The sequence below is a fragment of the Arcobacter thermotolerans genome (assembly GCF_983172305.1).
Window position 1 is genome coordinate 10997 of record NZ_CFAFZJ010000014.1, and the last position, 25100, is coordinate 36096.

At 27.3% G+C, this 25100-nt stretch carries 29 protein-coding genes and 1 tRNA gene; 6 read left to right on the forward strand and 24 right to left on the reverse strand.

The features are described from left to right. Nucleotides 1-116 precede the first annotated feature (116 nt). The gene (locus tag AC5LG6_RS09885) at nt 117-773 is read left to right on the forward strand and encodes a LexA family transcriptional regulator (protein WP_498586418.1); all 657 of its coding nucleotides are present in this window, start codon (nt 117-119) and stop codon (nt 771-773) included. On the opposite strand, the gene AC5LG6_RS09890 is transcribed toward AC5LG6_RS09885, so the two are convergent. From AC5LG6_RS09890 to mobB, 5 genes are read right to left on the reverse strand one after another with little or no spacing between them, the layout of a single operon-like run. Then, a complete protein-coding gene (locus AC5LG6_RS09890) occupies nt 770-1768 on the reverse strand; it encodes a peptidoglycan synthetase (protein WP_260920815.1) in 999 nt (332 codons plus the stop codon). The genes AC5LG6_RS09885 and AC5LG6_RS09890 overlap by 4 nt on opposite strands. Further along, nucleotides 1768-3735, reverse strand: coding sequence for a methionine--tRNA ligase (gene metG, locus AC5LG6_RS09895; protein WP_434280303.1), 1968 nt, complete (start codon nt 3733-3735; stop codon nt 1768-1770). Before metG ends, AC5LG6_RS09890 begins: the two co-directional genes overlap by 1 nt. Nucleotides 3736-3750: 15 nt before the next feature. Continuing rightward, nucleotides 3751-3954 carry a hypothetical protein gene (locus AC5LG6_RS09900; protein WP_260931299.1) on the reverse strand — a complete coding sequence of 68 codons (204 nt, stop codon included), beginning with the start codon at nt 3952-3954 and terminating at the stop codon, nt 3751-3753. After that, nucleotides 3947-4789, reverse strand: a complete 843-nt coding sequence (locus tag AC5LG6_RS09905) for a class 1 fructose-bisphosphatase (RefSeq protein WP_498586419.1) — start codon at nt 4787-4789, stop codon at nt 3947-3949. Before AC5LG6_RS09905 ends, AC5LG6_RS09900 begins: the two co-directional genes overlap by 8 nt. Next, on the reverse strand, nt 4790-5287 hold the full coding sequence (gene mobB / locus AC5LG6_RS09910; RefSeq protein ID WP_260895342.1) for a molybdopterin-guanine dinucleotide biosynthesis protein B: 498 nt from the start codon (nt 5285-5287) through the stop codon (nt 4790-4792). A 102-nt stretch (nt 5288-5389) separates the two neighbouring features. Between mobB and AC5LG6_RS09915 the strand changes: the two genes are divergently transcribed. Beyond that, nucleotides 5390-5869, forward strand: a complete 480-nt coding sequence (locus tag AC5LG6_RS09915) for a hypothetical protein (protein ID WP_066346259.1) — start codon at nt 5390-5392, stop codon at nt 5867-5869. On the opposite strand, the gene AC5LG6_RS09920 is transcribed toward AC5LG6_RS09915, so the two are convergent. The 6 genes from AC5LG6_RS09920 to bamA are packed head-to-tail and all read right to left on the reverse strand — an operon-like array spanning nt 5838 to nt 13694. Further along, nucleotides 5838-7499 carry a lytic transglycosylase domain-containing protein gene (locus AC5LG6_RS09920; RefSeq protein ID WP_498586421.1) on the reverse strand — a complete coding sequence of 554 codons (1662 nt, stop codon included), beginning with the start codon at nt 7497-7499 and terminating at the stop codon, nt 5838-5840. The two genes, AC5LG6_RS09915 and AC5LG6_RS09920, sit on opposite strands and share 32 nt — an antisense overlap. 4 nt (nt 7500-7503) lie before the next feature. After that, nucleotides 7504-7776, reverse strand: a complete 273-nt coding sequence (locus AC5LG6_RS09925; protein ID WP_066153616.1) for a YggT family protein — start codon at nt 7774-7776, stop codon at nt 7504-7506. Further along, entirely contained in the window at nt 7773-9074 is a 1302-nt protein-coding gene (gene gltX / locus AC5LG6_RS09930; RefSeq protein ID WP_187472492.1) for a glutamate--tRNA ligase, read from the reverse strand. The genes AC5LG6_RS09925 and gltX overlap by 4 nt, the downstream gene beginning before the upstream one ends. Before the next feature lie 3 nt (nt 9075-9077). Further along, nucleotides 9078-10316 carry a M16 family metallopeptidase gene (locus AC5LG6_RS09935; RefSeq protein ID WP_498586423.1) on the reverse strand — a complete coding sequence of 413 codons (1239 nt, stop codon included), beginning with the start codon at nt 10314-10316 and terminating at the stop codon, nt 9078-9080. 55 nt (nt 10317-10371) lie between these two features. Beyond that, nucleotides 10372-11445, reverse strand: coding sequence for a dehypoxanthine futalosine cyclase (locus tag AC5LG6_RS09940; protein WP_498586425.1), 1074 nt, complete (start codon nt 11443-11445; stop codon nt 10372-10374). Beyond that, nucleotides 11445-13694 carry an outer membrane protein assembly factor BamA gene (gene bamA / locus AC5LG6_RS09945; protein ID WP_187472490.1) on the reverse strand — a complete coding sequence of 750 codons (2250 nt, stop codon included), beginning with the start codon at nt 13692-13694 and terminating at the stop codon, nt 11445-11447. Before bamA ends, AC5LG6_RS09940 begins: the two co-directional genes overlap by 1 nt. A 104-nt stretch (nt 13695-13798) precedes the next feature. On the opposite strand from bamA, the gene AC5LG6_RS09950 reads away from it, so the two are divergent. Both AC5LG6_RS09950 and AC5LG6_RS09955 read left to right on the forward strand, forming a co-directional pair. Beyond that, nucleotides 13799-14629 (forward strand): prephenate dehydrogenase, encoded by an 831-nt coding sequence (locus tag AC5LG6_RS09950; protein WP_066222766.1) that lies wholly within the window; start codon nt 13799-13801, stop codon nt 14627-14629. A gap of 69 nt (nt 14630-14698) precedes the next feature. Next, nucleotides 14699-14875 carry a hypothetical protein gene (locus tag AC5LG6_RS09955; protein WP_165786924.1) on the forward strand — a complete coding sequence of 59 codons (177 nt, stop codon included), beginning with the start codon at nt 14699-14701 and terminating at the stop codon, nt 14873-14875. 12 nt (nt 14876-14887) lie between these two features. On the opposite strand, the gene selB is transcribed toward AC5LG6_RS09955, so the two are convergent. Then, nucleotides 14888-16717, reverse strand: a complete 1830-nt coding sequence (selB, locus tag AC5LG6_RS09960; protein ID WP_498586427.1) for a selenocysteine-specific translation elongation factor — start codon at nt 16715-16717, stop codon at nt 14888-14890. Next, a complete protein-coding gene (gene selA / locus AC5LG6_RS09965) occupies nt 16710-18062 on the reverse strand; it encodes an L-seryl-tRNA(Sec) selenium transferase (protein ID WP_498586476.1) in 1353 nt (450 codons plus the stop codon). Before selA ends, selB begins: the two co-directional genes overlap by 8 nt. A gap of 50 nt (nt 18063-18112) precedes the next feature. Here selA and AC5LG6_RS09970 point away from each other — a divergent pair. Then, nucleotides 18113-18211, forward strand: a tRNA-Sec gene (locus tag AC5LG6_RS09970). A 126-nt stretch (nt 18212-18337) separates the two neighbouring features. After that, nucleotides 18338-19633 (forward strand): tyrosine-type recombinase/integrase, encoded by a 1296-nt coding sequence (locus AC5LG6_RS09975; protein ID WP_498586428.1) that lies wholly within the window; start codon nt 18338-18340, stop codon nt 19631-19633. Here the strand turns inward: AC5LG6_RS09975 and AC5LG6_RS09980 are convergent. From AC5LG6_RS09980 to AC5LG6_RS10030, 11 genes are read right to left on the reverse strand one after another with little or no spacing between them, the layout of a single operon-like run. Continuing rightward, nucleotides 19628-19855 (reverse strand): helix-turn-helix domain-containing protein, encoded by a 228-nt coding sequence (locus AC5LG6_RS09980; RefSeq protein WP_498586429.1) that lies wholly within the window; start codon nt 19853-19855, stop codon nt 19628-19630. The genes AC5LG6_RS09975 and AC5LG6_RS09980 overlap by 6 nt on opposite strands. Further along, entirely contained in the window at nt 19842-20075 is a 234-nt protein-coding gene (locus AC5LG6_RS09985; protein ID WP_498586430.1) for a hypothetical protein, read from the reverse strand. Before AC5LG6_RS09985 ends, AC5LG6_RS09980 begins: the two co-directional genes overlap by 14 nt. Further along, a complete protein-coding gene (locus tag AC5LG6_RS09990; RefSeq protein WP_498586432.1) occupies nt 20069-20533 on the reverse strand; it encodes a hypothetical protein in 465 nt (154 codons plus the stop codon). The genes AC5LG6_RS09985 and AC5LG6_RS09990 overlap by 7 nt, the downstream gene beginning before the upstream one ends. 1 nt (nt 20534) lies before the next feature. After that, complete coding sequence (locus tag AC5LG6_RS09995) at nt 20535-20747, reverse strand: hypothetical protein (protein ID WP_498586433.1); 213 nt, start codon at nt 20745-20747, stop codon at nt 20535-20537. Between the two features lies 1 nt (nt 20748). Next, nucleotides 20749-21162 carry a hypothetical protein gene (locus tag AC5LG6_RS10000; protein WP_498586434.1) on the reverse strand — a complete coding sequence of 138 codons (414 nt, stop codon included), beginning with the start codon at nt 21160-21162 and terminating at the stop codon, nt 20749-20751. 2 nt (nt 21163-21164) lie between these two features. Beyond that, nucleotides 21165-22475, reverse strand: coding sequence for a ParB/RepB/Spo0J family partition protein (locus AC5LG6_RS10005; RefSeq protein ID WP_498586435.1), 1311 nt, complete (start codon nt 22473-22475; stop codon nt 21165-21167). Nucleotides 22476-22485: 10 nt separating this feature from the next. Continuing rightward, on the reverse strand, nt 22486-22686 hold the full coding sequence (locus AC5LG6_RS10010; protein ID WP_498586436.1) for a hypothetical protein: 201 nt from the start codon (nt 22684-22686) through the stop codon (nt 22486-22488). After that, the gene (locus tag AC5LG6_RS10015) at nt 22673-23107 is read right to left on the reverse strand and encodes a YopX family protein (protein WP_498586438.1); all 435 of its coding nucleotides are present in this window, start codon (nt 23105-23107) and stop codon (nt 22673-22675) included. Before AC5LG6_RS10015 ends, AC5LG6_RS10010 begins: the two co-directional genes overlap by 14 nt. Then, a complete protein-coding gene (locus tag AC5LG6_RS10020; protein ID WP_498586439.1) occupies nt 23091-23687 on the reverse strand; it encodes an AAA family ATPase in 597 nt (198 codons plus the stop codon). The genes AC5LG6_RS10015 and AC5LG6_RS10020 overlap by 17 nt, the downstream gene beginning before the upstream one ends. Before the next feature lie 2 nt (nt 23688-23689). Continuing rightward, nucleotides 23690-24286, reverse strand: coding sequence for an HNH endonuclease signature motif containing protein (locus AC5LG6_RS10025; RefSeq protein WP_498586441.1), 597 nt, complete (start codon nt 24284-24286; stop codon nt 23690-23692). A gap of 2 nt (nt 24287-24288) precedes the next feature. Further along, nucleotides 24289-24762 (reverse strand): hypothetical protein, encoded by a 474-nt coding sequence (locus tag AC5LG6_RS10030; RefSeq protein WP_498586443.1) that lies wholly within the window; start codon nt 24760-24762, stop codon nt 24289-24291. Between the last annotated feature and the right edge of the window lie 338 nt (nt 24763-25100).

A 25100-nucleotide genomic window follows, 5' to 3' on the forward strand; every position in this document is an offset into this window, starting at 1 on the left:
AACAAATTGAATATTTCTTATTTTTTATAAAAAAATATAAAAAAAAGCAAAAAAATAGTTGAAAAATATTTCAAAATGTAATATAATTTCAAAAATAATTCAAAAAAAGGAATAAAATGTTTATAGTTGAAGATATTCTTAATAAGTTAAAAAATATTTTAAAAACTGATAGTAAAACAAAAAAAGTTTTTGATAAAGAGTTAGCTGAGGCTTTAGATTTAACTCAAGCAAATTTTGCAACAATGAAAAATAGAGGAAAAATTCCATATACAAATATTTTAAATTTTTGTGCAAAGAGAAAAATTTCAATAAATTGGCTTTTGTATAACCAAAATCCAAACTCTTTAATAGATAGCACTGATAGATACTGGATAAAATATTATCCAACGGTAAATGTAAGTGCTGGAGGTGGAGCTTATGATAGTGAAGATTATTGTGAAAGTTTGGAGCTTCCTGATTGTTTTTTAACTATGTTAGGTGAAAAAGAAAATCTTAAAAATATAGATGCTATCAATGTTGTTGGTGATTCAATGGAACCTACACTAAACTCAAATAATATAATTTTTGTTGATAAAACTAAAAATGATATAAGTAGGGATGGAATCTATGCCTTTACAACAAATCATGGTCTTTTTGTAAAAAGAGTCCAAAAAAGAGTAGATGGACTTTTAGATATTATTTCTGACAATAAAGATTATCCTGTTCAAATTTTAAAAAAAGATGAACTAAATATTTTAGGAAAAGTTATTAGTTCATTTGGAAAAATATATTAAAATAGAGCTTGTAATTTTTGAGAGTTTTGTAGAAATTCAAAACTCTCTTGGTTTGTAAAACCTATTAAATAAACACAGTTAAATTTCAAATTTTTTAAAATATTTTTTAAATCTTCTATATTATTTATAATTATCTGTTCTTTTTCATCTAAAAAAGATATTTTATATTTTGAAACAAATATAGTTTTTGCATATTTAAATTCATTTTTTAGATATGTAATTTCTATAGGAATTAAATTTTTATTTGTTTGGCAAATTATAAAACTATCACTTTTCCCACTCTCTATTGGTTGAAAATCTTTATCAATAAATATTGCTTTAAAGTTTGAATATAGTTTTAGTTTTGAAATATCAATATTTCCTTTAAAAAAATCATAAATATTCAAAAAACTATTCAAATATATTTTAGATAATCTTAATTTTGAAAAGTATATATCCTTGTATGAAAAACTAAGTTCAAATAAAGAGTGTTTTATTAGATTTTTTATACTATTTTCATCTAATTTTTTCTCAAACTCTTTGATATCTGGATAGATGCTCTCTAAAAGTTTCTTATTTTTTGATATTAAAATATCACCATCTTTAATATCATCAATAAATTTAAATGCTTTTTCTATATTTTTAGAGATTAGAAAAATAGGTTTTGTATGATTGTTTTGATATAACTTTAACATATCAAAAGTTTCATCAGTACAAAAATAGGATTTAATTTTTAGAGTAGATAGTTTATATCTTACTATTTTTAATAAAGCTAATTCTAGATTTTTTACTTTTATAAAAGCAATTTCATTATCAATTACTTCAAAATCTTTTTCAAATATAACTGCATAAGCTCCATTTTGTAAAGCTATTTTTAAATCTTCAATATTTTTTGCAATAAACATATCAGAAGTTTTTACTTTGTTTGCATCACTGCTTATATTGTTTATAAAAGAGATAGATGGAGAGTTTAGAAGTTCTCCATCAACTATATCAACTATTGAAGAGATTTTCACTAGCTTATTTTTGTACCAATTTTTTTAGGTTTTTCAGGTCTTATTAGGCTTAATCCATTTTCATCTTTTGCTGCTAAAAGCATTCCTTCACTTAAAAGACCCATTAGTTTAGCAGGTTTTAAGTTTGCAACAACACAAGCTTGAGTTCCAACAAGTTCAGATGCACTATAAAATTCTTTTATTCCTGCAACAACTTGTCTTGGACGATTTTCACCTAAATCAACTTGAAGTTTTAGAAGTTTTGAAGATTTTGGAACTTCAACAGCTTCTATGATAGTTCCAACTTTAATAGTTGTTTCAAAGAATTTATCAATAGTTATAAGATTTAAATCTCCTAAATCAAGAGCTTCAGGCTCAACTTTTGATTCATATTTACTTTCATCTTTTTGTAAAACTGTAATATCTGAAACATCTGGTTGTGCTAGTAAAATATCTTCAACTCTTGGAAATAGGGCATCTATTTTTGTTATTTTTACATCACTTAAAAGTTCATTATTTAATATTAATTTATTATAATTTTGAGTTGATATTTCAATACCTAAACAAGTTGCAATATCTTTTATTTTATGTGGCATTACACTATCAAGAAGTAGAGCAACTTTTGCCATAATGTTTGTAATTAGAGCAACTAAAGCCATAGCTTCATCGTTTTTACCATCTTTTATTAAATTCCATGGTTCATAGTCATTTATAGCTTTGTTTCCAATAGTTAAGATTTTCCAAATCTCTTCTAGGTATCTATTTATTTGCATATTATAAATATAGTTTTCTAGTGTCGATACAATACTATTTACTTCATCAAGCTCTTTTTTATGGAATTTAAGAACATCTTTTGAGCTTACACTAAAGTCAAAATATTTGCCACTCATTCCCATAATTCTATTTAGTAAATTTCCTAAATCATTTCCTAAATCAGAGTTTATTCTATCTAGTAGTGCTTTTTGTGAAAAATCTCCATCTTGCCCAAAAGGAACTTCTCTTAAAAGGAAATATCTAAATGCATCTAATCCATAAGCATCTGCTACCTCTTTTGGATTTACTACATTTCCTTTTGATTTACTCATTTTTTCACCATCTCTAGTCCACCATCCATGAGCAGCAATATGTTTTGGTAGAGGTAAATTTAAGCTCATTAAAAATGCTGGCCAATAAATAGCATGGAATCTTAAAATATCTTTTCCAACTAAATGAATATTTGCCGGCCAAAAATTCATATTTTTTTCAGTCGTTCCATATCCTAAAGCTGTTGTGTAGTTTAAAAGTGCATCAAGCCAAACATACATAACATGTTTTGGTTCATTCATAGATTCAGGAAGCTTAACTCCCCAATCAAAAGAGGTTCTAGAAATTGAAAGATCTTTTAATCCGTTTTTTACAAAATTTACAATCTCATTTTTTTTAGCTCTTGGTAATATGCAATCAGGATTTTCTTCATACCATTTTAAAAGTTTATCTTCATATTTTGATAATTTGAAAAAGTAGCTCTCCTCTTTTACAACTATAGTAGATCTACCACACTCTGGACAAAACTCTCCATCTGCAAGTTGAGATTCTGGAAAAAATGTCTCACAAGGAACACAGTAAAAACCTTCATATTCACCTTTGTAAATATCTTGATTTTGATACATCTTTAAAAAAGCTTGTTGAACACCAACTTTATGCTCTTCATCTGTTGTTCTAATAAATTTGTCGTAAGTTATATCAAAATCATCCCAAAGCGCTCTAAATTTTCCAGAAATCTCATCTGCATACTCTTTTGGAGTTTTTCCTCTAGCTTCAGCACTTTGAGCAATTTTTTGTCCGTGTTCATCAGTTCCTGTTAATAAATATGTATTATGTCCAATTAATCTTGAGTATCTTGCTAGCATATCAGCTATTATTGTTGTGTAAGCATGACCTATGTGTGCTACATCATTTACATAATAAATTGGAGTTGTTATATAAACATTTTTACACTCTTTTTGCATTTTCTACCTTTTTTCTTAAAATTCAAATCCACCACTTGAGCCTTTATTCATTGACTCATAAACGGCTACTACATACTTTTTTCTTAAAACACACTCAAAAAATTGACCACAAGGTTTACAAGAGTTTAGATTTTTTGAGTTTTGGCAAGAGTTTAGTTCTTGTAAAATATCTTCAAGTCTCTCTTCCCATTGGTCTAAATCTTTATTTTCATTAGACATTTTTACTATAAACTTCCAAAACTCTGTTTATTTCGATATTTGATCCAAAAAAACAAGGAGTTGTATCATGAATATGAGTTGTAGGAACTTCTAAAACTCTCTTTTCTCCATCAACAGCAGCTCCTCCAGCTTTTTCAAAAGCTAATGCAAAAGGGAAAACCTCAAAAAGTTGTCTTAATTTCCCTTTTGGTCTATCAGTAGTTCCTGGATAAGAGAAAAGTCCACCACCTTTTAGTAAAATTTGATGTAAGTCAGGAACCATTCCACCGCTGTATCTTAGTCTATATCCATCATTAAAAATATCATCAATTAGCTTTTTATGAAAAGGTGCCCAGCAGTTTTGAGTAGAACCAGGAGCATTTAATTTACCTTTTTCATTAAGTTTAATATTTTGAATAAATTTAAACTCTCCATTTAAAAGTCTGTACATTTTCACATCACTTGTAGCTACAACCATCTCAACTCTTGGACCAAAAACTACATAAATAGAAGCTATTATATTTTTTGCATTGAATTCATTTTTATATATTCCATAAATTGAACCAACACTTAAGTTTACATCAACTAAAGATGAACCATCTAGTGGATCGTAAGCTATTAAATATTCACCAGTTTCATTTATATTTTTTATACTATCTTGCTCTTCACTAACTATTGCTTTTACACTTGAAAGTTTTGAAAAAATCTCTTCAATTATCTCATCACTTTGAATATCTAGTTTAAGTTGAGTATCTCCCGTACTATTTTCGCTTTGAGATTTTCCAGTATCGCCTGTCTCTATTAGATGTTTTATTTTTATACTTGCTTCTTCTATTGCTTTTATTATCTCTTGCATCTATACCCTTTTTGCGTTTTTATCTATCCACTTTATAATTTCAAGTGGGTCATTTAAATCTAAAATATCAAGACTTTTTGGAATATCTTTTTTATTTATACTATCATCAATAGCCAAAGCATTTGAAACCTCAAAATAGCTATCATCTAGCTTATTTCTAAAAATAGAGATTCTAGGAAGTTCTAAAGTTTTAAGTCCTTCAACTAGCAGATAATCAAAATCATTAAAAATAGATATTAACTCATCAATAGTTGAACTATCTTTTTTAAATATAGTTGTTTTATTAGGGCTTACAACTGCAACATCTGCTCCTGTTTGTGAGAACTTAAAAGAGTCTTTTCCCTCTCTATCAAACATAGCTTTATCTTTTGGGTCGTGCTTTACTATGCACACTTTAAAATCACTATCCTGCAAAATACTTGCAACTTTAACAATAGCTGTTGTTTTACCACTATTTGATGGCCCTGAAAATGCCACTACTAATCTTTTTTTATTCATGGTTAGGATTTTATCCAAAGAATTGTTAAACTCTATTTATATAAAAATATATTTTAAAGTGTAGTTTTTGTATAATCGTTCCCTTATATATGAGGAGTTTTAATGAAAAAAGGTTTATTCTTAGTTGCAATTTCAATTTTATTTGTAGCTTGTACACCAAAAAATAGTGCATTTAGATATTTTGATAAAGGTGATATTGAAACAAATGCAGTTAGAAATACAAAAAAAGCTGATATTATAAAAAATGATGCAATAGAAGTTACATTTATGGCAACATATTTAAATAAATTTGATCCAAAAATAAGCCCAAAAGAAGAGAATTTTTTGATTTATATCTATTTTCCAAATTTAGAAGAACAGATAGATTTTACTAAAAATGGATATGAACTTCTTTTAAATGGAAAAACTCCAATATCTATTGAAAAATTAGATAGAGATGATAAAAAGTATGAAGATATGATGCTTAGAAACTTTTGGGGTAGCTACTATTTAGTAAAATTTAGTAATCAAGAGTTGGTACAGAATTTAAATATAACTCTAAAACCAAAATCTAGTGATGCCACACTAAATTTTGAAAAATAGAAGATAGTGAGATTTTATTCTCACTATTTAAATAGTTGTTGTATATATAAAAATTAGCCAAAACTTTTTTTCCATACTCTCTTGTTTCATTATATGAAATCATCTCCATGCTTAAAAATGGTTCAAACTCTGATTTATTTTTAAACAAACCTTTTTGCAATTGACTTCTAGCATATCCAGCTCCACCATTGTAAGCATAGGCGATAAAAAGAGGATTACTATCAAATTGTTTAATTAATGAGTCAAGATGAAAACTTGCATATTGTATATTTTTTTCAGGTAAAAATTGATCATAAATATTGTAATCATCACCTAACTTACTTGCTATATCTTTTGATAAAAATGGCATAATTTGCATTATTCCCATGGCACTTGAAAATGAGATTGAAGATGGAATAAATCTACTTTCTTGTTTTGCAATAGAGTAGATTAAAACTTTTTTATATATTCCATAATTGTTTAATAAATCCTCATAAGGAGTTATAAAATATTGATTTCTAAATCTATTATATCTTTCAAGAATAAAAGCTAAATGTGGTTCCATACTTTTTTGAGTAAAAAGATTTGAATATTTTTCCATCTTTGCATCATCTAAATTTTTTTTGCTATCTTCTGTAACTTCTAGCCAGCTAAAAGCATCGTAAATATCATAAGAACTAGGTTTTATTTTCATATCAATTTTGAAAACTAGATTATCTGGAGTTATATTTAAAAGCTCTTTTGCATATAAAGAGTAGATATTTGCCTCAAAACTTTTTGCTAATTCTTCAAGATAAATAGTATTTTTTGATAGTAAATATAGCCAAAATATTGCTCTATCTTTATCACCTCTTAAAAGTGCTATATCATAAGAGTTGGCAAAAAACTGCTTTGCACTCTCGAATTTACGATTATTTACAGCATTTATACCTAATAAAAATTGAAGATTTGTTGTTAACATTTTTTCAGTTTTTAGGTTATCAAGAGATTTTTGTATATTATTTAATTTTTTATCATAAACAACAGTTCGTAAAAATTTTTCAAAATCTTTATGCATAGCAATTTTATGTAAAAAAGTTGGATTTATAGATTGATTTAAATATTTATATCTATATGCATCACTAACTTCAAAAAAAATTTCTAAAAATTTATCAGTAGAGCCATTTATAAGTTTTTTATAAATATCATTTGATGATATAAGTATAAGATTGTTTTTTAAAGTAGGGTAAGTATCAAGCTTTGATATAAAAAAAGCAAGATCTTCTTTTGATAAGTCAGATGCTTTTTTAAGTGAAGCTAAACCAAGAGCAATACATCTTGAATCGCTATTTTTAAGTTCTAAAATAGAAGCATTGTAGCAAAACCTATCTTCTGGAGATATTTTTTCATTGAATTTTTGTTTAAAGGCTTTATCAAGAAGAGCATTTCTTCCATTTCTCATATCATAAGCTTTTTTTGCATTTTCATAACTTAAATCTTCATTTTCAAGATATTGTAATATAAAAAAATCTTTAGCACTTGATTTTGGTTTTTCTACAAGCCATTCATAAGTTATTTTGAAATCTTTTTGCATAAAATCTGTAGTTATACTATTTGCAAAAAGATTTAGACTAAGTGAAAATAAAAGAGATACTTTAAATATTTTTAACATAAATCTATAGAAGAACTTTTTGTAAAAATGTCTCTAAAAATATAAGAGCAAAAATCAAAATAAGTGGAGCCAAATCCATTCCTCCAAAAGTTGTTGGAATATATTGTCTCATTTTTGCATAAACAGGCTCTGTTAATCTATAAAGCATTTGAACTATTGGATTGTATGGATCTGGTCTAACCCAAGTTAAAAGTGCTGAAATAATAACAATCCACTTGTAAAGAAAAATAACACTAAAAAAAATAGTTAAAAATGAGCTAATAAGTGCATCTATCATTTTGTAATCTCCCCAATATAGTTTTTAATAAATGGATAAATATCTGTTAGATTTGGTCCATTTTCAACACCTGTTAGAATATATCTTAATGGTTTAAATAGATTCTTACCTTTAAGTTCTGTTTTTTGAACAACATAATCTTTTAAATCATCATAATTTTCAAAATATGGTGCATTTTTTAACACTTCTTTGATAGTTTGACTCTCTTGTTCAAAACCTTCAAGAGTAGATTTTTGAGAAAAAATATTATTTAGTTTTGATTTTATCTCTTTTATTGTACTTGCTTCTTCTAAATATAGTTTTGCTAATTTTCCAATATCATTATCTGCAAAACCTAAAATTTTTGATAGTCTCATATCGTCTAATAGTTCTATATGTTTTCTATTTATGAATCTTAGCTTATCAATATCAAATTTTGCTCCACTTTTTGAGACATTTTCTATTTTAAACCATGAAATTGCCTCTTCTAGAGTAAAAATCTCTGTTGGAGTTTTATTTCCCATAAGCACAAGGTAGTTTGCAATTGCACTTGGTAGGAATCCTTCATCAATTAGCCACTTTACACTACTTGCATCATCTCTTTTACTCATTTTTTTACCAGTTTGTGCATTTAAAATGATTGGTAAATGAACATATTTTATCTCTTTTGTATAGCCTAAACTCTCTCTAATGTGTATCTGTTTTGGAGTATTTGAAACATGATCTTCTCCTCTGATTACCATAGATATATCCATTAGCATATCATCAACACTACACGCATAGTTATATGTAGGAGTTTTATCTTGTCTTAAAATAATAAAACTATCAACATCAAAAGGAGCATATTCAAAATCACCTTTTAAAAGGTCAGTAAATTTTATATTATGATTTGGTTTTTTAAGCCTTACTGTAAAAGGTGCATTTGTATTTAAAACAGTTTCATCACTTAAATTCTCACAAAATCCATCATATCTAAAAGCGATACCTTTTTTTATAGACTCTTCTTTTAACTCTTCAAGTTTGCTATCACTACAAAAACAAGCAAAAGCCTTCTTTTGAGTCATAAGTTGAAGAGCCATTTTTTGATGATACTTTAGATTTTCACTTTGATAAAAAACAGATTTATACTCTATTGAAAATAGATTTAGAATCTCTAAAATCTCTTTATCTTTTCCTTCAATATTTCTCTCTTTATCAGTATCTTCAATTCTTATAATAAGCCCTTCATTTAACTGTTTTGATACAATATAGTTAAAAATTGCAACTCGCAAATTTCCTATATGCATATCTCCCGTTGGGCTTGGTGCAAATCTTAGCATAAACTATTTCCTTACAATAAAAAATGTTAAATTATTTAACTCAGTATGAGTTTTTATATAGTTGTTTAAATCTTCTAAACTTAAATTTTGTATTTTTTCTAGTTCAAGTTTTGGATAATCAAGACTTAAACCTTTAAAATCTAGCATAAATGCTCTATTTAATCTTTGTGCTAAAGTTTCAGTTCTTAGTGGTTCACTTCCTAATAAGAAATTTTTTGCAGCATCAAGCTCTTCTTGAGTTACTCCACTTTTTACAAAATCATCAACTAAACTTTTTACAATATTAATAGCTTGAGAAGCACTCTCATTTTTTGTTTGTAAATATCCACTAAAACTTGAGTAAAGCCTATTAATTCCAATATTTGCATAAGCACTATATGCTAAACCTCTTTTTACTCTTATCTCTTCCATTAATCTTGATCCAAATCCAGAACCACCTAAAATAAATGAAGCAACTTTTGCCTTGTAATTATCTTCATCTTTAGCTTTTGCATTAAAATTTGAACCAAAATAGATATATGCTTGTTCTGTCTGTTTTAAAACTTCTTTTTCCTCTTTTTTAGATACAAACTCTATTTTTTGAATATCTTCTTTTTCTCCAACTTTTAGCTCTTTCAAAAGAGGTTTTAAAGCATTTTCTAGCTCAATGAAACTAATATCTCCACCTGCAACAATAGTTAAATTATTTAAAGTTAAAGAGTTTTTTAAAAATTGTTCTATATTTTTTAGTTCAATTTTTGAAATAGACTCTATTGTTCCACTAGCAGGATTTGCCAAAGCAGTTCCACTATAAAGAAGAGCATTTAAACCCTTACTTGCTACATCATCAAAGTAGTTCTCTTTTCTTTTTAAACTACCAATAGCCAAAGTTTTTACTTTTTCTAATGAATTTTCTGATAAATTTGGAGATTGTAAAAGTTCATTTAATGATTTAATTGCAAGATTTGATTTCTCTTTTAAGCTTGAAAGTTCTATTGTAAGAGTTTCAAAACCAACAGCACTATGAATAGTAATAGCATTGTCATCTAAAATCTCTGAAAATTTAACACTTCCTAATTTTTTTGTTCCTTCATTTAAAACTCTAGCTGATAAGCTAGCAAGTCCTAAATTTTGATTATCTTTTATATATCCAGAATTTTTAAAAATTAGTTGTAAATTTAAAATTGGAAGCGATTTTTGTTCTTCAAAAATCACTGGAATATCAACATTATTTATATTTATATGTTTTATTGTTGCACTCATTAAACTTCCTTGTAATAGTAAAAAAATATATAAAATATATCTTGTTTTCATTTTGTTAGAATCTCTCTAATATATTATAAGCAGTATCTCTTTTTGCAGGAATTTCGCCTATATCTTTTATTAATCTTATCATTTCATCTTGATTCATTCTATTTGCTGCACCAGCTGCTTTTACAACATTCTCTTCCATCATAGTGCTTCCTAAATCATTTGCTCCAAACTTAAGAGCCATTTGTCCAATATATGAGCCTTGAGTAACCCAAGAGCTTTGAAGATTTGCAAAATTATCTAAATATAGTCTTGAAACTGCTAAGAGTCTTAAATATCTATTTGAAGATTGTGTTTTTATTTCGGGATGTTCTTCCATTAATTTTGTATTTTCACCTTGAAAACTCCACATAATAAATGCTCTAAATCCACCAGTCTCATCTTGTAATTTTCTAATCAAATCCCAATGTTCAATAATCTCTTCATCTGTTTCAACAGTTCCAAACATCATTGTTGCAGTTGTTTTCATTCCAATAGAGTGTGCTAGTCTATGAACTTCTAACCACTCTTGTGTATCCATTTTTTTTGGAGCAATTATATCTCTTACTCTATCGCTTAAAATCTCAGCTCCAGCTCCTGGAATTGAGCTTAAACCTTTTGCTTGAAGTCTTTTTAAAACTTCTAGTATTGAGATTTTTGAAACTTTTGCTATAAAATCAATTTCAATAGATGAAAAACCGTGAATTGTAATTTGTGGATATTTTGTATGAATGTGGTTGACTAACTCTTCATAATAATCAATTTTCAAATTTGGATGAACTCCACCTTGAAAAAGTATTTGAGTTCCACCAATTGCTAAAAGTTCTTCTATTTTTTCATCAATTTCATCAAATTTTAAAACATAACTATCATTATCTTTTTTGTGTCTAAAAAAAGCACAAAACTTGCAATCAACCCAACATACATTTGTATAGTTTATATTTCTATCTACTATAAAAGTAGTTAGTTTTTCTTTATGAAGCTCATCTTTTTTTGCACTTGCCATCTTCGCTAAATCTAACAAAGATGCATTTTTTATTAAATCAAGTGCATCTTCTTTACTTAATCTTTTTTTTAAATCAAGCGATACTTTTTTTGTCATTAGAAACTAGTTCCAAAAGAGAACTCAAAACTTGATGTGTCATCACCTGGTTTATCACCAATTGGTTTAGCAAATATTAATTGTAAAGGACCCATTGGAGAAATCCACTCTAGTAAAGCTCCTGTTCCTGATCTTTTTATCTCACTAAAGCTATTTTGACCTATCATACCATAATCATAAAATAGTCCCCATCTCATTTTTGCAGATGGAACTAGAGGGAAACTAATTTCTGCTTGATTTGACCACATTTTTTCATAAGGGTCTTGATAATATCCAGATTCATTATTTGGGAATGCATAAGATTTATATCCTCTTAAAGTTTTTGGACCTCCAAGATATAAAGAGTCTCCTTGATTTATTTGACCTTCATCTATTAACATTTTTGCTTGAGTTTTAAATCTTAAAATCCAGTCAAGCTCTGTTAAATCTTCTAAAGAGTAGAAATATCTAAAATTTACCCCTGGTTTAATATATTTTGAATCTCCACCAACTCCTGCATATTCAACAGAAGCCCCAGCTTTTATACCAGCTGTTGGAAAATAAAAATCATTTGTACTATCATAGTTTATGTAAGGTGTAATAGAGCTATTTGTATAGTCTTGATCTGTATATAATCTTTGACCAGCTGGTGCTGTAAATCCACTTTGATAATTATAAACCTCTTTTATGAAATCAAGTCCATATCTAGCACCAACATATGTATTTCTTACTACCTCTTTCCCCGCTGCAACAGAGAAACCTTTTGTTTTTACATCAGAATCATAGTGACTTCTTCTATACTCAATTTTTGTTGAGTGAGCTTCAACTTCACCATTATAGTCGCTATCATTTATAGCAGGATTTTTAAGAGCTACTTCGTATCTATTTGATCTTTTTGATAAATCACCACTTAAAGAGAGAGTAAGGCCACTTCCAAAAATATTTGTATCACTTACAGATCCGTTTATCATTAATTTATCATAAGAACCATATCCCCCACCTAGCATAATACTTCCAGTTGGTGCTTCTGTTACTTTTACAGATAAATCCATTTTATCTTCACTTATTCTTTTCTCTTCAATTTGAACATCTTCAAAGAAGCTAGATCTTTTTAACTTACTTTTTGCATCTTTTAAATCTGTAAGATTATACATATCACCAGGTGCTAAATATACATCTCTTCTTACAACTCTATCAAGAGTTCTTGCATTTCCAGATATTTTTACATCATTTATATATACTTGTTGCCCTGGAACAACACTAAAAATAACATCAACTCTATGCTCAGCTTCATTTTTCTTTAAATCAAATTTAACTTCTGCATAGGCATAACCCTTATCAGCAACCAAAGTTCTAATATACTCTTGATCATCTCTTAATTTTTTAATATTAAATGTTCTATCAACTTTTAATTTTAAATCTGAATAAATCTCTTCAGGATCTACAATTGAAGAGTCCAAAAAGATTTTTATATCATTTGTAGTATATTTTTCACCCTCTTTAACAAAGAAGTCAAGTTTTGCTTGATTTGAAGCAAAATCTATATCTAAAAATGGCTCTTTTACATCTGCATCTAAGTAACCTTTTTCAAAATATAGGTCATTTATTCTTCTTGCATCATATTTTAGTTGATCAATTTTCATTTCACCATCACTTTGACCAAACCACCAAGAAGCAAACTCTTTCTCTTTATTTGCAGTAACTTTTTTAAAGTCACTTCCATCTAGTTCACTAGCACCGTGATATTTTGCTTCTCTTATGATAATCTCATCACCTTTATTTACATTAAAAGTAAGTTTTATAGAAGAATCATTTAATTTCTCTGTTTCAACTTCAACAACAGAGTTTATAAACCCTTCACTAGATAACATTCCTAAAAGTTGTTCTTTTGCCTCTTTAACTCTTTTTTCACTATACATAGAACCTTTGTTTAGCTTTAATACTTTTTTAATAGCATCTGTATCTTCACTTCTAGTTTTATAACCTTTTATATCAACATTTGCAATTGAAGGTTTCTCTTTAAAGATAATTTTGATATTTCCATTATCATTATCTATTACTATATCATCAAAGTAACCATAGCTGTAAAATTTAATTAATGCTTCATTTAGCTTGTTACTATCTAAGCTATCACCAGCTCTCATTCCCAAAGTCTCTTCTAAAACTTGTGGCGATACTTTACTTACATTTAAGTATTCAATAGATTTGATGCTACTTGCACTCAAAACAGTAGCACAAGCTAAAGATAAAAAAGTTATTCGATTTTTCACAAATGTCCTTGTTGTCAAAATAAAGCAATAATATACCGAAATATAGTTTATATAAATCTAAAGTAAGCTATAATTTTGGCAAAATTACTAAAAAAAGGTTAAATTTGAACATTGGAATTATTGGTTTAGGACTTATGGGTGGTTCTTTGGCAAAGGCTGTTAAAAGATATGGTATTTCAAAAAAGGTTTATGGATTTACAAATAGTGAAAAAAACAAAAAAGAGATAGAAGAGTTAGGACTTGTTGATGAGCTTGTTGATTTGGAAACTTTAAAAAAAGTTTCAGACGTTATTATTTTATCTATTCCTGTTGATGCTATTATTTCTATGTTTCCTAATTTTTTAGATATAAATGAGAAAACAACTATTATAGATATGGGTTCAACTAAAGAGTATATTGTAAAAAATATTCCTCCTAAAATAAGAAAAAATTTTATAGCAGCACATCCAATGACAGGAACAGAGAAAAATGGACCAAAAGCTGCAATTGATAATCTATATGAGGGCAAAACTGTAGTTTTATGTGATTTGGAAGATAATGCAAATATGCATGTTAATAAAGCTTTTAAGATTTTTCAAGAAATAGGCATGAGAATTGTGGTTATGAATAGTCATGAACACGATGTAAATGCTTGTTACATATCACATTTACCTCATTTAATATCATTTTCCTTAGCAAATACTGTTATGAGTCATCAAAATCCAAAAGAGATTATTGCACTTGCTGCTGGAGGATTTAAAGATATGAGTAGAATTGCAAAATCAAGCCCAAGAATGTGGGGAGATATTTTTAAGCAAAATAGAGAAAATATGCTAGAAAGTATTAAATCTTTTGAAGATCAAATGAATGAAGCTAAAAAAATGATTGAAGAAGAGAGATATGAAGATTTAGAAAATTGGATGAAAAAAGCAAATAGTTTACATGAAATATTATAAGCTTTGATATATATCATCTTATAAGTAAAAAAGATTAAATATAATCCTTTTTATTTAAAAAGGATAGCTATGTTTAATTGGTTATTTAGAAAAAAAGAGAAAAGAAAAAGAGAAAAAACTTATGTTTGCAAACATTGTAAGCTTACATGTGAAACTTGTACTACAATGTTTTGCTACTCTTGCTACTCAAATCCTGGAAATCCTTGTCCTAGATGTAAAAAAACAAATCTTATGGAAAAAGAGTAGTCTATTTTGTCTTTAAGATAAAACTCTTCTATTTTCAACTTTTTTGATATCACTAAAATTATCTAAATAGTCCAAATAACAAACAAGATATTTTCTACTTAAATCAAATCTCTGTTTAAAGTTAAAAATCTCTATAAAACCATCTTGTTTGATAATCTCTCTCATAGATTTTATAATCTTATTTAAACTTTGGCTATGAATAAAAAGATTGTGTTGAAGCCTTATTACATCTTTTTTTGCTGTAAGTGATTTTAAAATATCATCTCCAAGTTTTCTATCAATATCTAAATCATCATAGATATTATAAGGTGCTGTTGGAGTTATATCTTCACTTTTCAATCTATCTAAAAATATATTTTCAAGCTCTTTTGTAATATCCTCTTTTATATTTGCATTTTTATAAAGTTGCCCCTCTTTTACTAAAAAGCCATTTTGTACCAAATCAGTTAAAGCACTATTTATAAACTCAATACTAGCCCAAGGAACTCTTAAATTTATAGATGAGCTTGAAAGTAGGGCATAAGAGTTTTTTATATAGATATTTTTTATAAATTCAACTATCTCATCTTTTGTTTTTATGGGATAGATAACTAACTCTTTTTTATCTACAAAAACATCTTCTAAAGAGTTTGCAAACTCTAAAGACTCATCATGACTTAGAGCAAATCTTTGAGTTGAAGATACTACTCCTAAACCTCTTTTATGAGCTTCTAAAAGTATTTTAAAAGCATTTTTAAAATCTTTTTTATAAAGATTTTTCAAAAGATCTCTTTTTTGATTTTTATTCATTGGGTCATATATTGGATTTAAAATAACCCCACCACAAATAGTATCATTTGCACTTCTTAAAATAACTTTTTCTCCAAAAACAGTAAATATCTTTTCATCCGTTTTTAGTGTTGCAAAACCATCTTCAAGTGATGTTAAAGAGTCAAAAAGTAGAACTTTTACATCTATTTTTTTAGCTCCAATAAACAAAGTATATGTTTGATTATGGTTTAGTTTTTTGTTTTTTAAACATTTAAAAGAGATATCAATTGTATCAAAACCTCTTAAAAACCCCTTTTTTGTAATAATATCTCCTCTTTGAAGTGAGTTTATATCAATTGAAGCTAGGTTTAGTGCAGCTCTAGAAGAGATATTTGCTTCTATTGCGTTTTGATTATGTACTTGAATATTTTTTATTTTTGTCTCTTTTTGTAAATGAGGAATAAAAACCTTCTCTTCAAGCTCAATTTTTTTACCTAAAACAGTTCCTGTTACAACTGTTCCACTACCTTTTACACTAAATACTCTATCAACATAAAATCTAAAAAAGTTCTCTTCATTTTTTGTGCTATTTGAGATTGTAAATAGAGTATTTTTTAAATCTTCAATAGATTTTTCATCATAAATAGATACAGCTTTTATAAATTTGATATTAAATTCAAACTCATTTAAAAACTCTACAATTTTTAACTCTTGCTCTTTTAATGTTTTTTCATCAACTAAATCTTTTTTTGTAATTACTAAAATAAGATTTTTTATTCCCAAAAGTGATAAAATCTCAATATGCTCAATAGTTTGTGGCATAAGTCCCTCTTTAGCACTTACAACTAACATTACATAGTCAAATCCAAAAGCTCCAGCAATCATATTTTTAATAAGTTTTTCATGACCTGGAACATCAATAAATGCAATATTTCTCTCAGCTCTTGTAAGATTTGAGAAGCTTAAATCTATTGTTATTCCTCTTTGTTTCTCTTCATTTGTGCTATCACCTTCAAAACCATTTAAAGCGCGAATTAGTGCAGTTTTTCCATGGTCAATATGACCAGCAGTTCCAATTATAATATTAGACATTTTTAAACTCTTTTTTTAGTATCTCTTCAATAATAGCTATATCTTTTTCTAATATTGTTCTAAAATCAAGCAGTACTTTGTCATTTTCAATTCTACTTATGATTAGATTTTTTCTTAAAATTTTTTCTATCTCATTTGCTTTTAGGTTTTTATATTCAAGGCTTAAAGCAATAGTAGGGATTTTTTTATTTGGAGTTGTACCACCACCAACCATTGTAGAGCTTTTTATTACTTCACATTTTATAAAGTTATCTATACTATTTTTTAAAATATTTGCTCTTTGTTCTAAAATTTCAAGTTTTGTATTTAGCATTTTTAGAGTTGGAATTTTATCTAACTCATTTTTTAAATAGATATTCAAACTCTCTTCTAAAAGTGCTAAAGTAATTTTATCAACTCTTAACATTCTTAAGAGTTGGTTTTTTTTCAATTTTGCTATTAACTCTTTTTTCCCAACTATAATTCCAGCTTGAACACTTCCTAAAAGTTTATCTCCTGAGAAACTAAGCAAACTTGGATTTGATTTCATAAGTTCAAGAATAGAAGGCTCATCTTTGCTTAAATTAAAAGGTAAATCAAAAATATGTCCACTTCCCATATCAAAATAGTCTATTAAGCCATTTTTTTGTGCTAGTTTTGATATATCTTCAAAGCTAACTTCACTAAAAAACCCTTCAATACTATAGTTTGATTTATGAACCTTCATAAGCATAGCTGTATTTTCATTTATAGCATTTTCATAATCTCTTAAATGAGTCTTATTTGTAGTTCCAATCTCTTTTAATATAGCTCCACTTTGAACCATAACCTCAGGAACTCTAAAACTTCCACCAATTTCAACAAGCTCTCCACGGCTAAGAACTGCCTCTTTATTTTTACAAAATGTATTAAGGATTAGAAAAACAGCACTTGCATTGTTGTTTACAACTAAAGCATCTTCACAAGAAGTGAGTGCTTGTAGAGATTTTGTGATGTGTTCGTATCTCTCTCCTCTTTTTCCCTCTTCTAAACTATATTCAAGATTGTTATAAGATGTTGCTATTGTTATTGCATTTTTAAATAGGCTCTCATCAAGCAAACTTCTTCCTAAGTTTGTATGAACAATAATTCCAGTTGCGTTTATAACTGGTTTTAGTGAAGATTGTGTAAGATTTTCGTACTTTCTTAAAACATTTGAAATAAGAGTTTGTTCATCAAAACTATCTATCTTTTTATTTAATATTTCAACTCTCAGATTTTCTAAAACTTCTTTTGTGATTTTTGTTATTAAAGTTTTTGATAATCCTTCAAAAGCTTTGTTTGTGATAAACTTATCAACCTTTGGAATGGATTTTAGTAACATTATAGACCTTTTATACTATTTTAAAGAGTATTATTATACTATTTTAATCTTATGGAGAGTTTGTGTATCTGGTGAGCACCACAGGCTTCAACCCTGATTGGCGGTCTTTGTGTAAATACCGCGGGAGGTTCGATTCCTCCACTTTCTCGCCATAAAGAAAATTGTAAAACTACGATAAAATAGCACTTTTAGTGCTAATACTTTTAAGAATAATCAAAAAAAATCTAATTTAAAATCTAATTTAAAAAGTTAAAAATGTACTATTTTAAACCTTTTTTATGTCAAGTTATGCCAACATTGTTGGGAAAATTGTTGGGAAGAAAAAGGCACTCATGGGATTAGAAAAAACAGGTACACCAGGTGTATACAAAAGAGAAGGAATTAAAGATATTACTTATTACATCAGATACCGAAAAAATGGTAAAGTTGTAGATGAAAAAGTTGGCTCAAAATCAGATGGAACTAATATAACAAAAGCTAAAAAAATACTATTGAAAAGACAATTAAATACAGAAGAAAATGAAGTAGTAACTACAAGTTTATCTAGAAAATCATTAAATGAATTAGCTTCTATTTATTTTGATAAATTTGATTTGTTGGAACAAAAAGAAAAAGATTTAGAAAAAGAAGATAAACAGCATAAAGATAAACCAGCTATAAATAGAGAAAAAAGTATGTATAAGATATTTTGGCAAGGTTGGGATTTGTCTATTTTAGAATTTAATAAGATACAACAAAAACATTTTGTAGATAGAATTAATGAGATTAGAAATTTTACATATATAAAAAATAACAAAGAGGTAAAATATTCAAATAAATATATTTTTAATGCAATAATATTAATTAAAAGTATGATTAATCATACAAATGTGGATTATAATCCACTCTTAATCCATCCTAAGAAAAGTCTCAAAGAAGAACAAGATTTAAAAGATATCTATAAAGATTTAAAAAAGAAAATAGAACCTAGGACAAGCTATTTTGAACCTGATGAGATAAAACTACTATTGGAAACTTTAAAAGAAAAACCTAGTCATTTCCAAGGTTATATTATTTGTCTCATTATGGCTACAACTGGAATGAGACCTGATTCAGTTTTGAACTTAAAAATAAAAGATTTTGACATTAGAAGTAAAACCATAAATACTTATGATTTTAAAAGAAAGATGTATTACAAGTGTAACTTAACTCAAAAAGTAGAAGAAGAAGTTTTAAAACTATCTATCAATAGAAATGCTGATGAATATTTGCTAGTTTCAGAACATACAAAAGGGCTTACAAAACTTCCAAATGTTCCAAAATATTTAAACAAAACGATTGATCAACTATTTAATAATAATAGGTTTAATAATAATAAAAATGTCTTATACACATTAAGACATTCATTTGCTACAAATCTTGTTAAAGGGAAAAAGGGAATTGATGGAAAATATATAATTGAGCCTGTGAGTATATTTAAAATACAGAAGCTTTTAAATCATGCTAATATTGAAACAACAATAAAACATTATTTAAAATTTGCACCTGATTTTGCTATTGATTCCATAGCAGCTTTTGAGAAATATATTTTATAATTTCCCAAGAGCTGTAATATATTTTGCAAGATTTTCAAGTGGAAATAAAACAAGTCCACCATTTTTAGAATAAGAAGGTAGAGCAGATTTCTCTTGAATCCTTCTATTTAGTGTTCTTATAGAAATACCAAGCTCATTTGCTACTTCTTGTTTTGATAACATCATTTTATTATACTTTTTGTATAAAGTTACAAATACTAAATTGCTTTCATTTGCACTCATTTTTCCCTCCTTGCTTAACTTCTTCAACCCAAAAACAAGTATATTTATCATGTTTTAAAGATTCTTTTTGTGCTGCATCTGCAAAATCATCTGCTTCTTTTTTTGTTTTAAAAGTTTTAACTACAAAAGGTGGAGAAAAGATATCACCTTGAAGTACATAGTATTCTTTATTTATTCCACTAAAATCACCTTTACATAATCTAGTTACTTCATTTAGCATATATTTTCCTTTTCTAAAGAGAAATACTTAAATGCTTCATCAAACATTTCTTTTATAGTAGTTTTTTCTGAATGAAAAACACTATTGCAATATGCTTCTTCATAAAACCAAACAGCCATCTGTTTTGACTTATAATTTGTATCTATTTGCACCTTAAATCCCCAACCACCTTTTCCAACTTGATACCCTTTTACTAAGCAATAATCTAATATTACTTTTTCAAGTTCTGCAAATCTATCATCAAACTGTTCAACAACTTCAAAATACTCTTCAATCTTACTATCTCTTGTCATCCAATTAAATTCAAAATCCAATAAATCAGAAATTCTTTGATGATGTAATTTCATTCCATATTTATGATGATATTGAGCAACTTGAAATTCATCACCTTTTTCAAGCAAAAAGTATTGATTGTATTGCCAGTCTTTTTTTAGCTTTAGTTTTGTTCCAAATTGCATTTTATATCTCCTCGCAAAAATAGTTTTTACTACTCTTGAATTTATTAAATTCATCAAAAGAATAAATCTTTTTAGTATTACTTCCGTTTCTATTTTTATAAAGTTCAAAACCTTGTTCTCTTTTTATAAATACAATATGAGCATTTTCTATTTTTTCAGTAACGCTCATTGAAGCCATTTTTTTTAAACTTTTAATTATTAATATTTTTGACATTTTATATTTCCTTTTTTTTATTTTTTTGTTTAAAAATTCTGAAAGTTTCTTTTTCCGTAGAAGTATAAGAACTCCAGTTATAGGGAATAGAAACAAAACAACCTATATCGCATTTTTTATCCGAATCTCTATCCCCACAATTATCTTTAGAATTTGCATGGCAACAAAACCTATCTTCATAATATGCACAACTGCCACAAGTTAAATTTATTGGGTAAACTTTTTTTCTAACTAATTTATATTTATCAACTGATCCTATTGATTGATACCAGGCTTTTCTCCATCCTTTTTCAGGAATAAAGCCAAATAAAATAAATTCCCCTGTTTTAAATTTTTCTGTTAATTCTTTGTTTTGTTTAGGTTGTCTTATATCAAAAATAAATTCACAAACAACCTGTGGTTTTGTATTTCTCATTTTTATACCTCTTCAATAGTGATTTTGTATTTTTTATCTTTTTTAAAAGTTGGTGTTAAACCTTTTTTTGCATTTGTAAAATAAAAATTAGCTTCAATATAATCAAATTTTAGAGAATATTCAAAATCATCAACTACTCCATAATCAACAATCTTTTCAAAAGTTTTTGTAATATTTTCAGTAGTAAGTTGTTCATCTTTTACTAAATCATCAACTTTAAAACTTGCTTCTAAATTTCCCGTGTGAAAATTTTCATTAAATGTTTCTACTTGATCAACTAAATCTTTTTCAGCATCTTCATATTTTTGCAATACAATATTTGTTTCTTCTTTCTCGCTTTTAGGTTCTTGCATATTTTGATATCTTGATAGTTCTATAGAGAATCTATAAATTTTATTTTCTAAAAGATTGGATGCTACCTTAATCCAATTATCACCTAAACCTTTTAAAACATTTAAATTTTTTTTAGTAGTTTTAAGTGTAAACTGTAAATTATCTGGAGATTGAATAATCCCTTGTTCTTTATTTATTTGTTCTATTATGCAATAGTATGTTTTATCTTCACTAAACGGTTCATAACATCTTCCATCTAGTAAAAAATTTAATTCAGTTAGCATACGATAGTTATAAACAAAACTAAAAGTTCCAAAATATTGAGTTCTTAATCCAATAGGTTCTTTATACTCTTTTATATCATCTCTAGTAATATCACCATCACTATATTTTTTATAAACCTCTTTTTGAACTGTTTTATCTTTTACTCTTGAAATTTCATCCATTACAGATAGTGGAATATCTTTTTTGCTTTGTTCTATATCTTCCAGGATGTCATCATCAAGTTTTAAAGAACTAAAAGCTTTTGAAATGTAACTATCAGATTTACCTAGCTTTTTTGCCAAATCAGATTTTTTCTCATATCTTCCAGTTTCCCAAAGCTTTACAATATGTTTTGCAGTTTCAAAATCTGTTAAATCGTTTCTTTGGATGTTCTCAATCAAAGTAAGCTCTTCTACTTTCTCATCTGTAGTATCAAGAATATATGCTTTTATTGTCTTAGCTTCATTATGTAAATGAGCTTTATATCTTCTTTCACCACTTGTGATCATATATCCATCATCTTTTTTAACTACAGTTATAGGTTGAAGTAATCCATGCTCTTTGATAGTAGATGCTAGTTCTTCAATATCTACAAAAGATTTTCTTGGTTGATTTGGATTTGGATATACTTTTGATATTTCAAGCTCACTAAAAGGACTTATTCCAGTTGTTCTTGTTTTACCAGCTGTTACACTAGCTATTTTTGATAGGTCCATATATTCACCTTTATTTTATTAATTTTTGTAAATTTAGCTCTTTGTATTTTGGATTTTCACTCCAGCTTCCATCTTCTAAATAGTGAACTTCTTGTTTTGTATTTTTGCAATATCCAACAACTGGATATATACCACCTTGATTGACTTCTAGAATTTCTATTTCACTACTTGTACCATCTAGCCAAATTTGACCTATTTTAATCTTTTTCATTTTTATACTCTAGCAATTCAGTATTTTCATAAATATTACCTATGATTTTATTGCAATTCTCATGTATATCATCCATAAAAAATAATTCTGCAAAACTTCCACCATGTCTATTATCTAAATATGTAGCAACTCTAAAACTAGCACTTTCTTCATGCCAAATAACTTCATGAATTTCCCCATCATCATAAAAAGATTGAAGCAAATCACCCTCGTAAATCTCAACTCCATTTTTATCTTTAAATCCAGTGTATTGCATAATTTTAAAACTATCTTGATTCATAAGATTATTATAAACTTCAGCATCAAGGTTTGCTTTAAAAACTGTACCTAAAAAATTAATTGCAAATTCTTCATTATCTAGAAAACATTGCTCATATTCATTCCAAGCCCTAAATTTAATCTCTCTATTTGATAAGCTCATCTCTTAATCCTCTTATTTCATCAATCGCTTTTGTATCATTTGATTCAAAAACTGATTTACCATCTGCTAAAACTGATTTATAAGTTTTTCTCTGTCTTATGATAGTTTTTAGTAAAGTGCTATTGTTGTTTTGTATAGCAGCTTCAACACTTGTAAAATCTTTTTGTAGTGGATGAATATTGTTTAAGACCATATCTATAGTTTTATTCCCAACTTCACCCAAAATAGCTTCAAATGTTTTAAATCCAATTATTTCTGTTACACTCTCACTAATTGGAACTAATATTTTATTTGCCTTGCTCATAGCAATTCTATTTATATCACTATCAAATCCACCTACATCAACAATTAAATACCCTTGATAATTCTCAAATATCTCTAAAAGCTCTGTTGTATCTTGTGGCTGTATTACATCTAACTTTTGATTTTCACAAAGTGAATTTATGAAAAATAGTGTTTGTTGAAAATCTAAATCTATGATAGTCACTTTCTCACCTTTTTCTAAAAGTGAATGAGCTAAGTTCCAAGCAAGAGTTGATTTTCCAACTCCACCTTTTGTATGTGCTACTGTAATAATCATTTTTATATTCCTTGTTTGAGTTTTTTTGATTTTTTTATGATTGCATCATTTATTTTTATCACTTGCAAAGCAGTTTCTTTTAAACTTTCATCTATATAAGCATATTTTTGATTTAGTCTTACAAGTTCAGCTCTTGAGACAAGCATTAAATTACTAAGGCTTACATTGAGAGTGTTTTTATCTTTAAAAATCACACAGTAACCTTTAGGTATTTTTCCGTGTCTATTTTCCCAAATATACACATGAAGCATTTGCCACTTGTTTGGCTCTGCAACTTTGATGTGCATATAAGAGTTCCCATTTTTATCTTTTCTCGTTGAAATACTTCCAGCTTTTCTTGTATTTGCTGGTACATTACCTGGTCCAAAAGAAGTTTTATTTGCTCCTGTAAGTCCTTTTGTTCCTTTATTTGCTGGAATACTTCCTTTTTTGAAACAACCATTATTAGGACAAACAAGTCCAATTTTTCTACATTTTTGGCTTAAATTTTTAATACTTACTTCAGTTTTAAACTTATCATTAAAAAGTTCTGCAAGTTTTTTTCTTGGAGTTGCTTCATGTTTTTTTAAAAAATCTTCATGTATTTTTAAATATTTCATAATCAATCCTGATATAGACTTTTTCCACCTGGATATTTTTTCTTATAACTAAACATTTCAGCTTTTAAAGATAAATCTGCAATGCTTATAACCTTGTCTGCAATATTACATATTGCATTTGCTTTTTTAAGCTCCTGGCTTATATCTGCACCTTCATTAGGATCAACTATATTTTGTAATTGTTCAAATAGTATTTTGTTTAAGTTATCGAAATTATCGTTTTTCTTTTTTTCTATTTCAACATTTACTTCTTTAGATTGATTTTGTGTTGGAAGCTTTTTTTCAATAAATAAATCTCTTATTTCTCCTGGTAAATCAGATAGCTTTGTCATATTAGGTAAATATGTTTTACCTTTGTATTGCATATATCCATTATTATCTATAATGATACCTCTAGCAAGAATACTTGTTTTAGATGGAATCACATCAAATTCGCTGTTTATTGCAGCTGCTTTTTCAAAACGTTCATAGTTCATTTTTATTCCTTTTTTGGTGTATTTAGTATTTGAATGTGAAAATACTTATGAAAGAGCAAAAGCACCAGAAACGGAAGCACTTGCTGTTATGAATAATTTTGTCAAAAATAATAATTTTATAAATCTACAGAAATATTTTTTGTAAACTTTTTGTTTTAACTTTTGCTCTTACATAAGTATTTTTTTAATTAGAAGTAGCCCTTGAAGGAAGTAGGGCTACAATTTTTTAGGTTCTAAAGTTTTAACTCTACAAAAAACTTTACCTTGCTGATGATATTGGTTCAAATTAAGCATCTTCGATATCTAAAAAAAGGAGTAGTTGGCTTGAACCATCGCAC

What these genes read in the sequence shown, in the direction of transcription:
- AC5LG6_RS09885 (WP_498586418.1), top strand. Translation starts at nt 117, where the DNA reads ATGTTTATAGTTGAAGATATTCTTAATAAGTTAAAAAATATTTTAAAA.
- metG (WP_434280303.1), bottom strand. Translation starts at nt 3,735, where the DNA reads ATGCAAAAAGAGTGTAAAAATGTTTATATAACAACTCCAATTTATTAT.
- AC5LG6_RS09900 (WP_260931299.1), bottom strand. Translation starts at nt 3,954, where the DNA reads ATGTCTAATGAAAATAAAGATTTAGACCAATGGGAAGAGAGACTTGAA.
- AC5LG6_RS09905 (WP_498586419.1), bottom strand. Translation starts at nt 4,789, where the DNA reads ATGCAAGAGATAATAAAAGCAATAGAAGAAGCAAGTATAAAAATAAAA.
- mobB (WP_260895342.1), bottom strand. Translation starts at nt 5,287, where the DNA reads ATGAATAAAAAAAGATTAGTAGTGGCATTTTCAGGGCCATCAAATAGT.
- AC5LG6_RS09915 (WP_066346259.1), top strand. Translation starts at nt 5,390, where the DNA reads ATGAAAAAAGGTTTATTCTTAGTTGCAATTTCAATTTTATTTGTAGCT.
- AC5LG6_RS09920 (WP_498586421.1), bottom strand. Translation starts at nt 7,499, where the DNA reads ATGTTAAAAATATTTAAAGTATCTCTTTTATTTTCACTTAGTCTAAAT.
- AC5LG6_RS09925 (WP_066153616.1), bottom strand. Translation starts at nt 7,776, where the DNA reads ATGATAGATGCACTTATTAGCTCATTTTTAACTATTTTTTTTAGTGTT.
- gltX (WP_187472492.1), bottom strand. Translation starts at nt 9,074, where the DNA reads ATGCTAAGATTTGCACCAAGCCCAACGGGAGATATGCATATAGGAAAT.
- AC5LG6_RS09935 (WP_498586423.1), bottom strand. Translation starts at nt 10,316, where the DNA reads ATGAGTGCAACAATAAAACATATAAATATAAATAATGTTGATATTCCA.
- AC5LG6_RS09940 (WP_498586425.1), bottom strand. Translation starts at nt 11,445, where the DNA reads ATGACAAAAAAAGTATCGCTTGATTTAAAAAAAAGATTAAGTAAAGAA.
- AC5LG6_RS09955 (WP_165786924.1), top strand. Translation starts at nt 14,699, where the DNA reads ATGTTTAATTGGTTATTTAGAAAAAAAGAGAAAAGAAAAAGAGAAAAA.
- selB (WP_498586427.1), bottom strand. Translation starts at nt 16,717, where the DNA reads ATGTCTAATATTATAATTGGAACTGCTGGTCATATTGACCATGGAAAA.
- AC5LG6_RS09975 (WP_498586428.1), top strand. Translation starts at nt 18,338, where the DNA reads ATGTCAAGTTATGCCAACATTGTTGGGAAAATTGTTGGGAAGAAAAAG.
- AC5LG6_RS09980 (WP_498586429.1), bottom strand. Translation starts at nt 19,855, where the DNA reads ATGAGTGCAAATGAAAGCAATTTAGTATTTGTAACTTTATACAAAAAG.
- AC5LG6_RS09985 (WP_498586430.1), bottom strand. Translation starts at nt 20,075, where the DNA reads ATGCTAAATGAAGTAACTAGATTATGTAAAGGTGATTTTAGTGGAATA.
- AC5LG6_RS09990 (WP_498586432.1), bottom strand. Translation starts at nt 20,533, where the DNA reads ATGCAATTTGGAACAAAACTAAAGCTAAAAAAAGACTGGCAATACAAT.
- AC5LG6_RS09995 (WP_498586433.1), bottom strand. Translation starts at nt 20,747, where the DNA reads ATGTCAAAAATATTAATAATTAAAAGTTTAAAAAAAATGGCTTCAATG.
- AC5LG6_RS10000 (WP_498586434.1), bottom strand. Translation starts at nt 21,162, where the DNA reads ATGAGAAATACAAAACCACAGGTTGTTTGTGAATTTATTTTTGATATA.
- AC5LG6_RS10005 (WP_498586435.1), bottom strand. Translation starts at nt 22,475, where the DNA reads ATGGACCTATCAAAAATAGCTAGTGTAACAGCTGGTAAAACAAGAACA.
- AC5LG6_RS10010 (WP_498586436.1), bottom strand. Translation starts at nt 22,686, where the DNA reads ATGAAAAAGATTAAAATAGGTCAAATTTGGCTAGATGGTACAAGTAGT.
- AC5LG6_RS10015 (WP_498586438.1), bottom strand. Translation starts at nt 23,107, where the DNA reads ATGAGCTTATCAAATAGAGAGATTAAATTTAGGGCTTGGAATGAATAT.
- AC5LG6_RS10020 (WP_498586439.1), bottom strand. Translation starts at nt 23,687, where the DNA reads ATGATTATTACAGTAGCACATACAAAAGGTGGAGTTGGAAAATCAACT.
- AC5LG6_RS10025 (WP_498586441.1), bottom strand. Translation starts at nt 24,286, where the DNA reads ATGAAATATTTAAAAATACATGAAGATTTTTTAAAAAAACATGAAGCA.
- AC5LG6_RS10030 (WP_498586443.1), bottom strand. Translation starts at nt 24,762, where the DNA reads ATGAACTATGAACGTTTTGAAAAAGCAGCTGCAATAAACAGCGAATTT.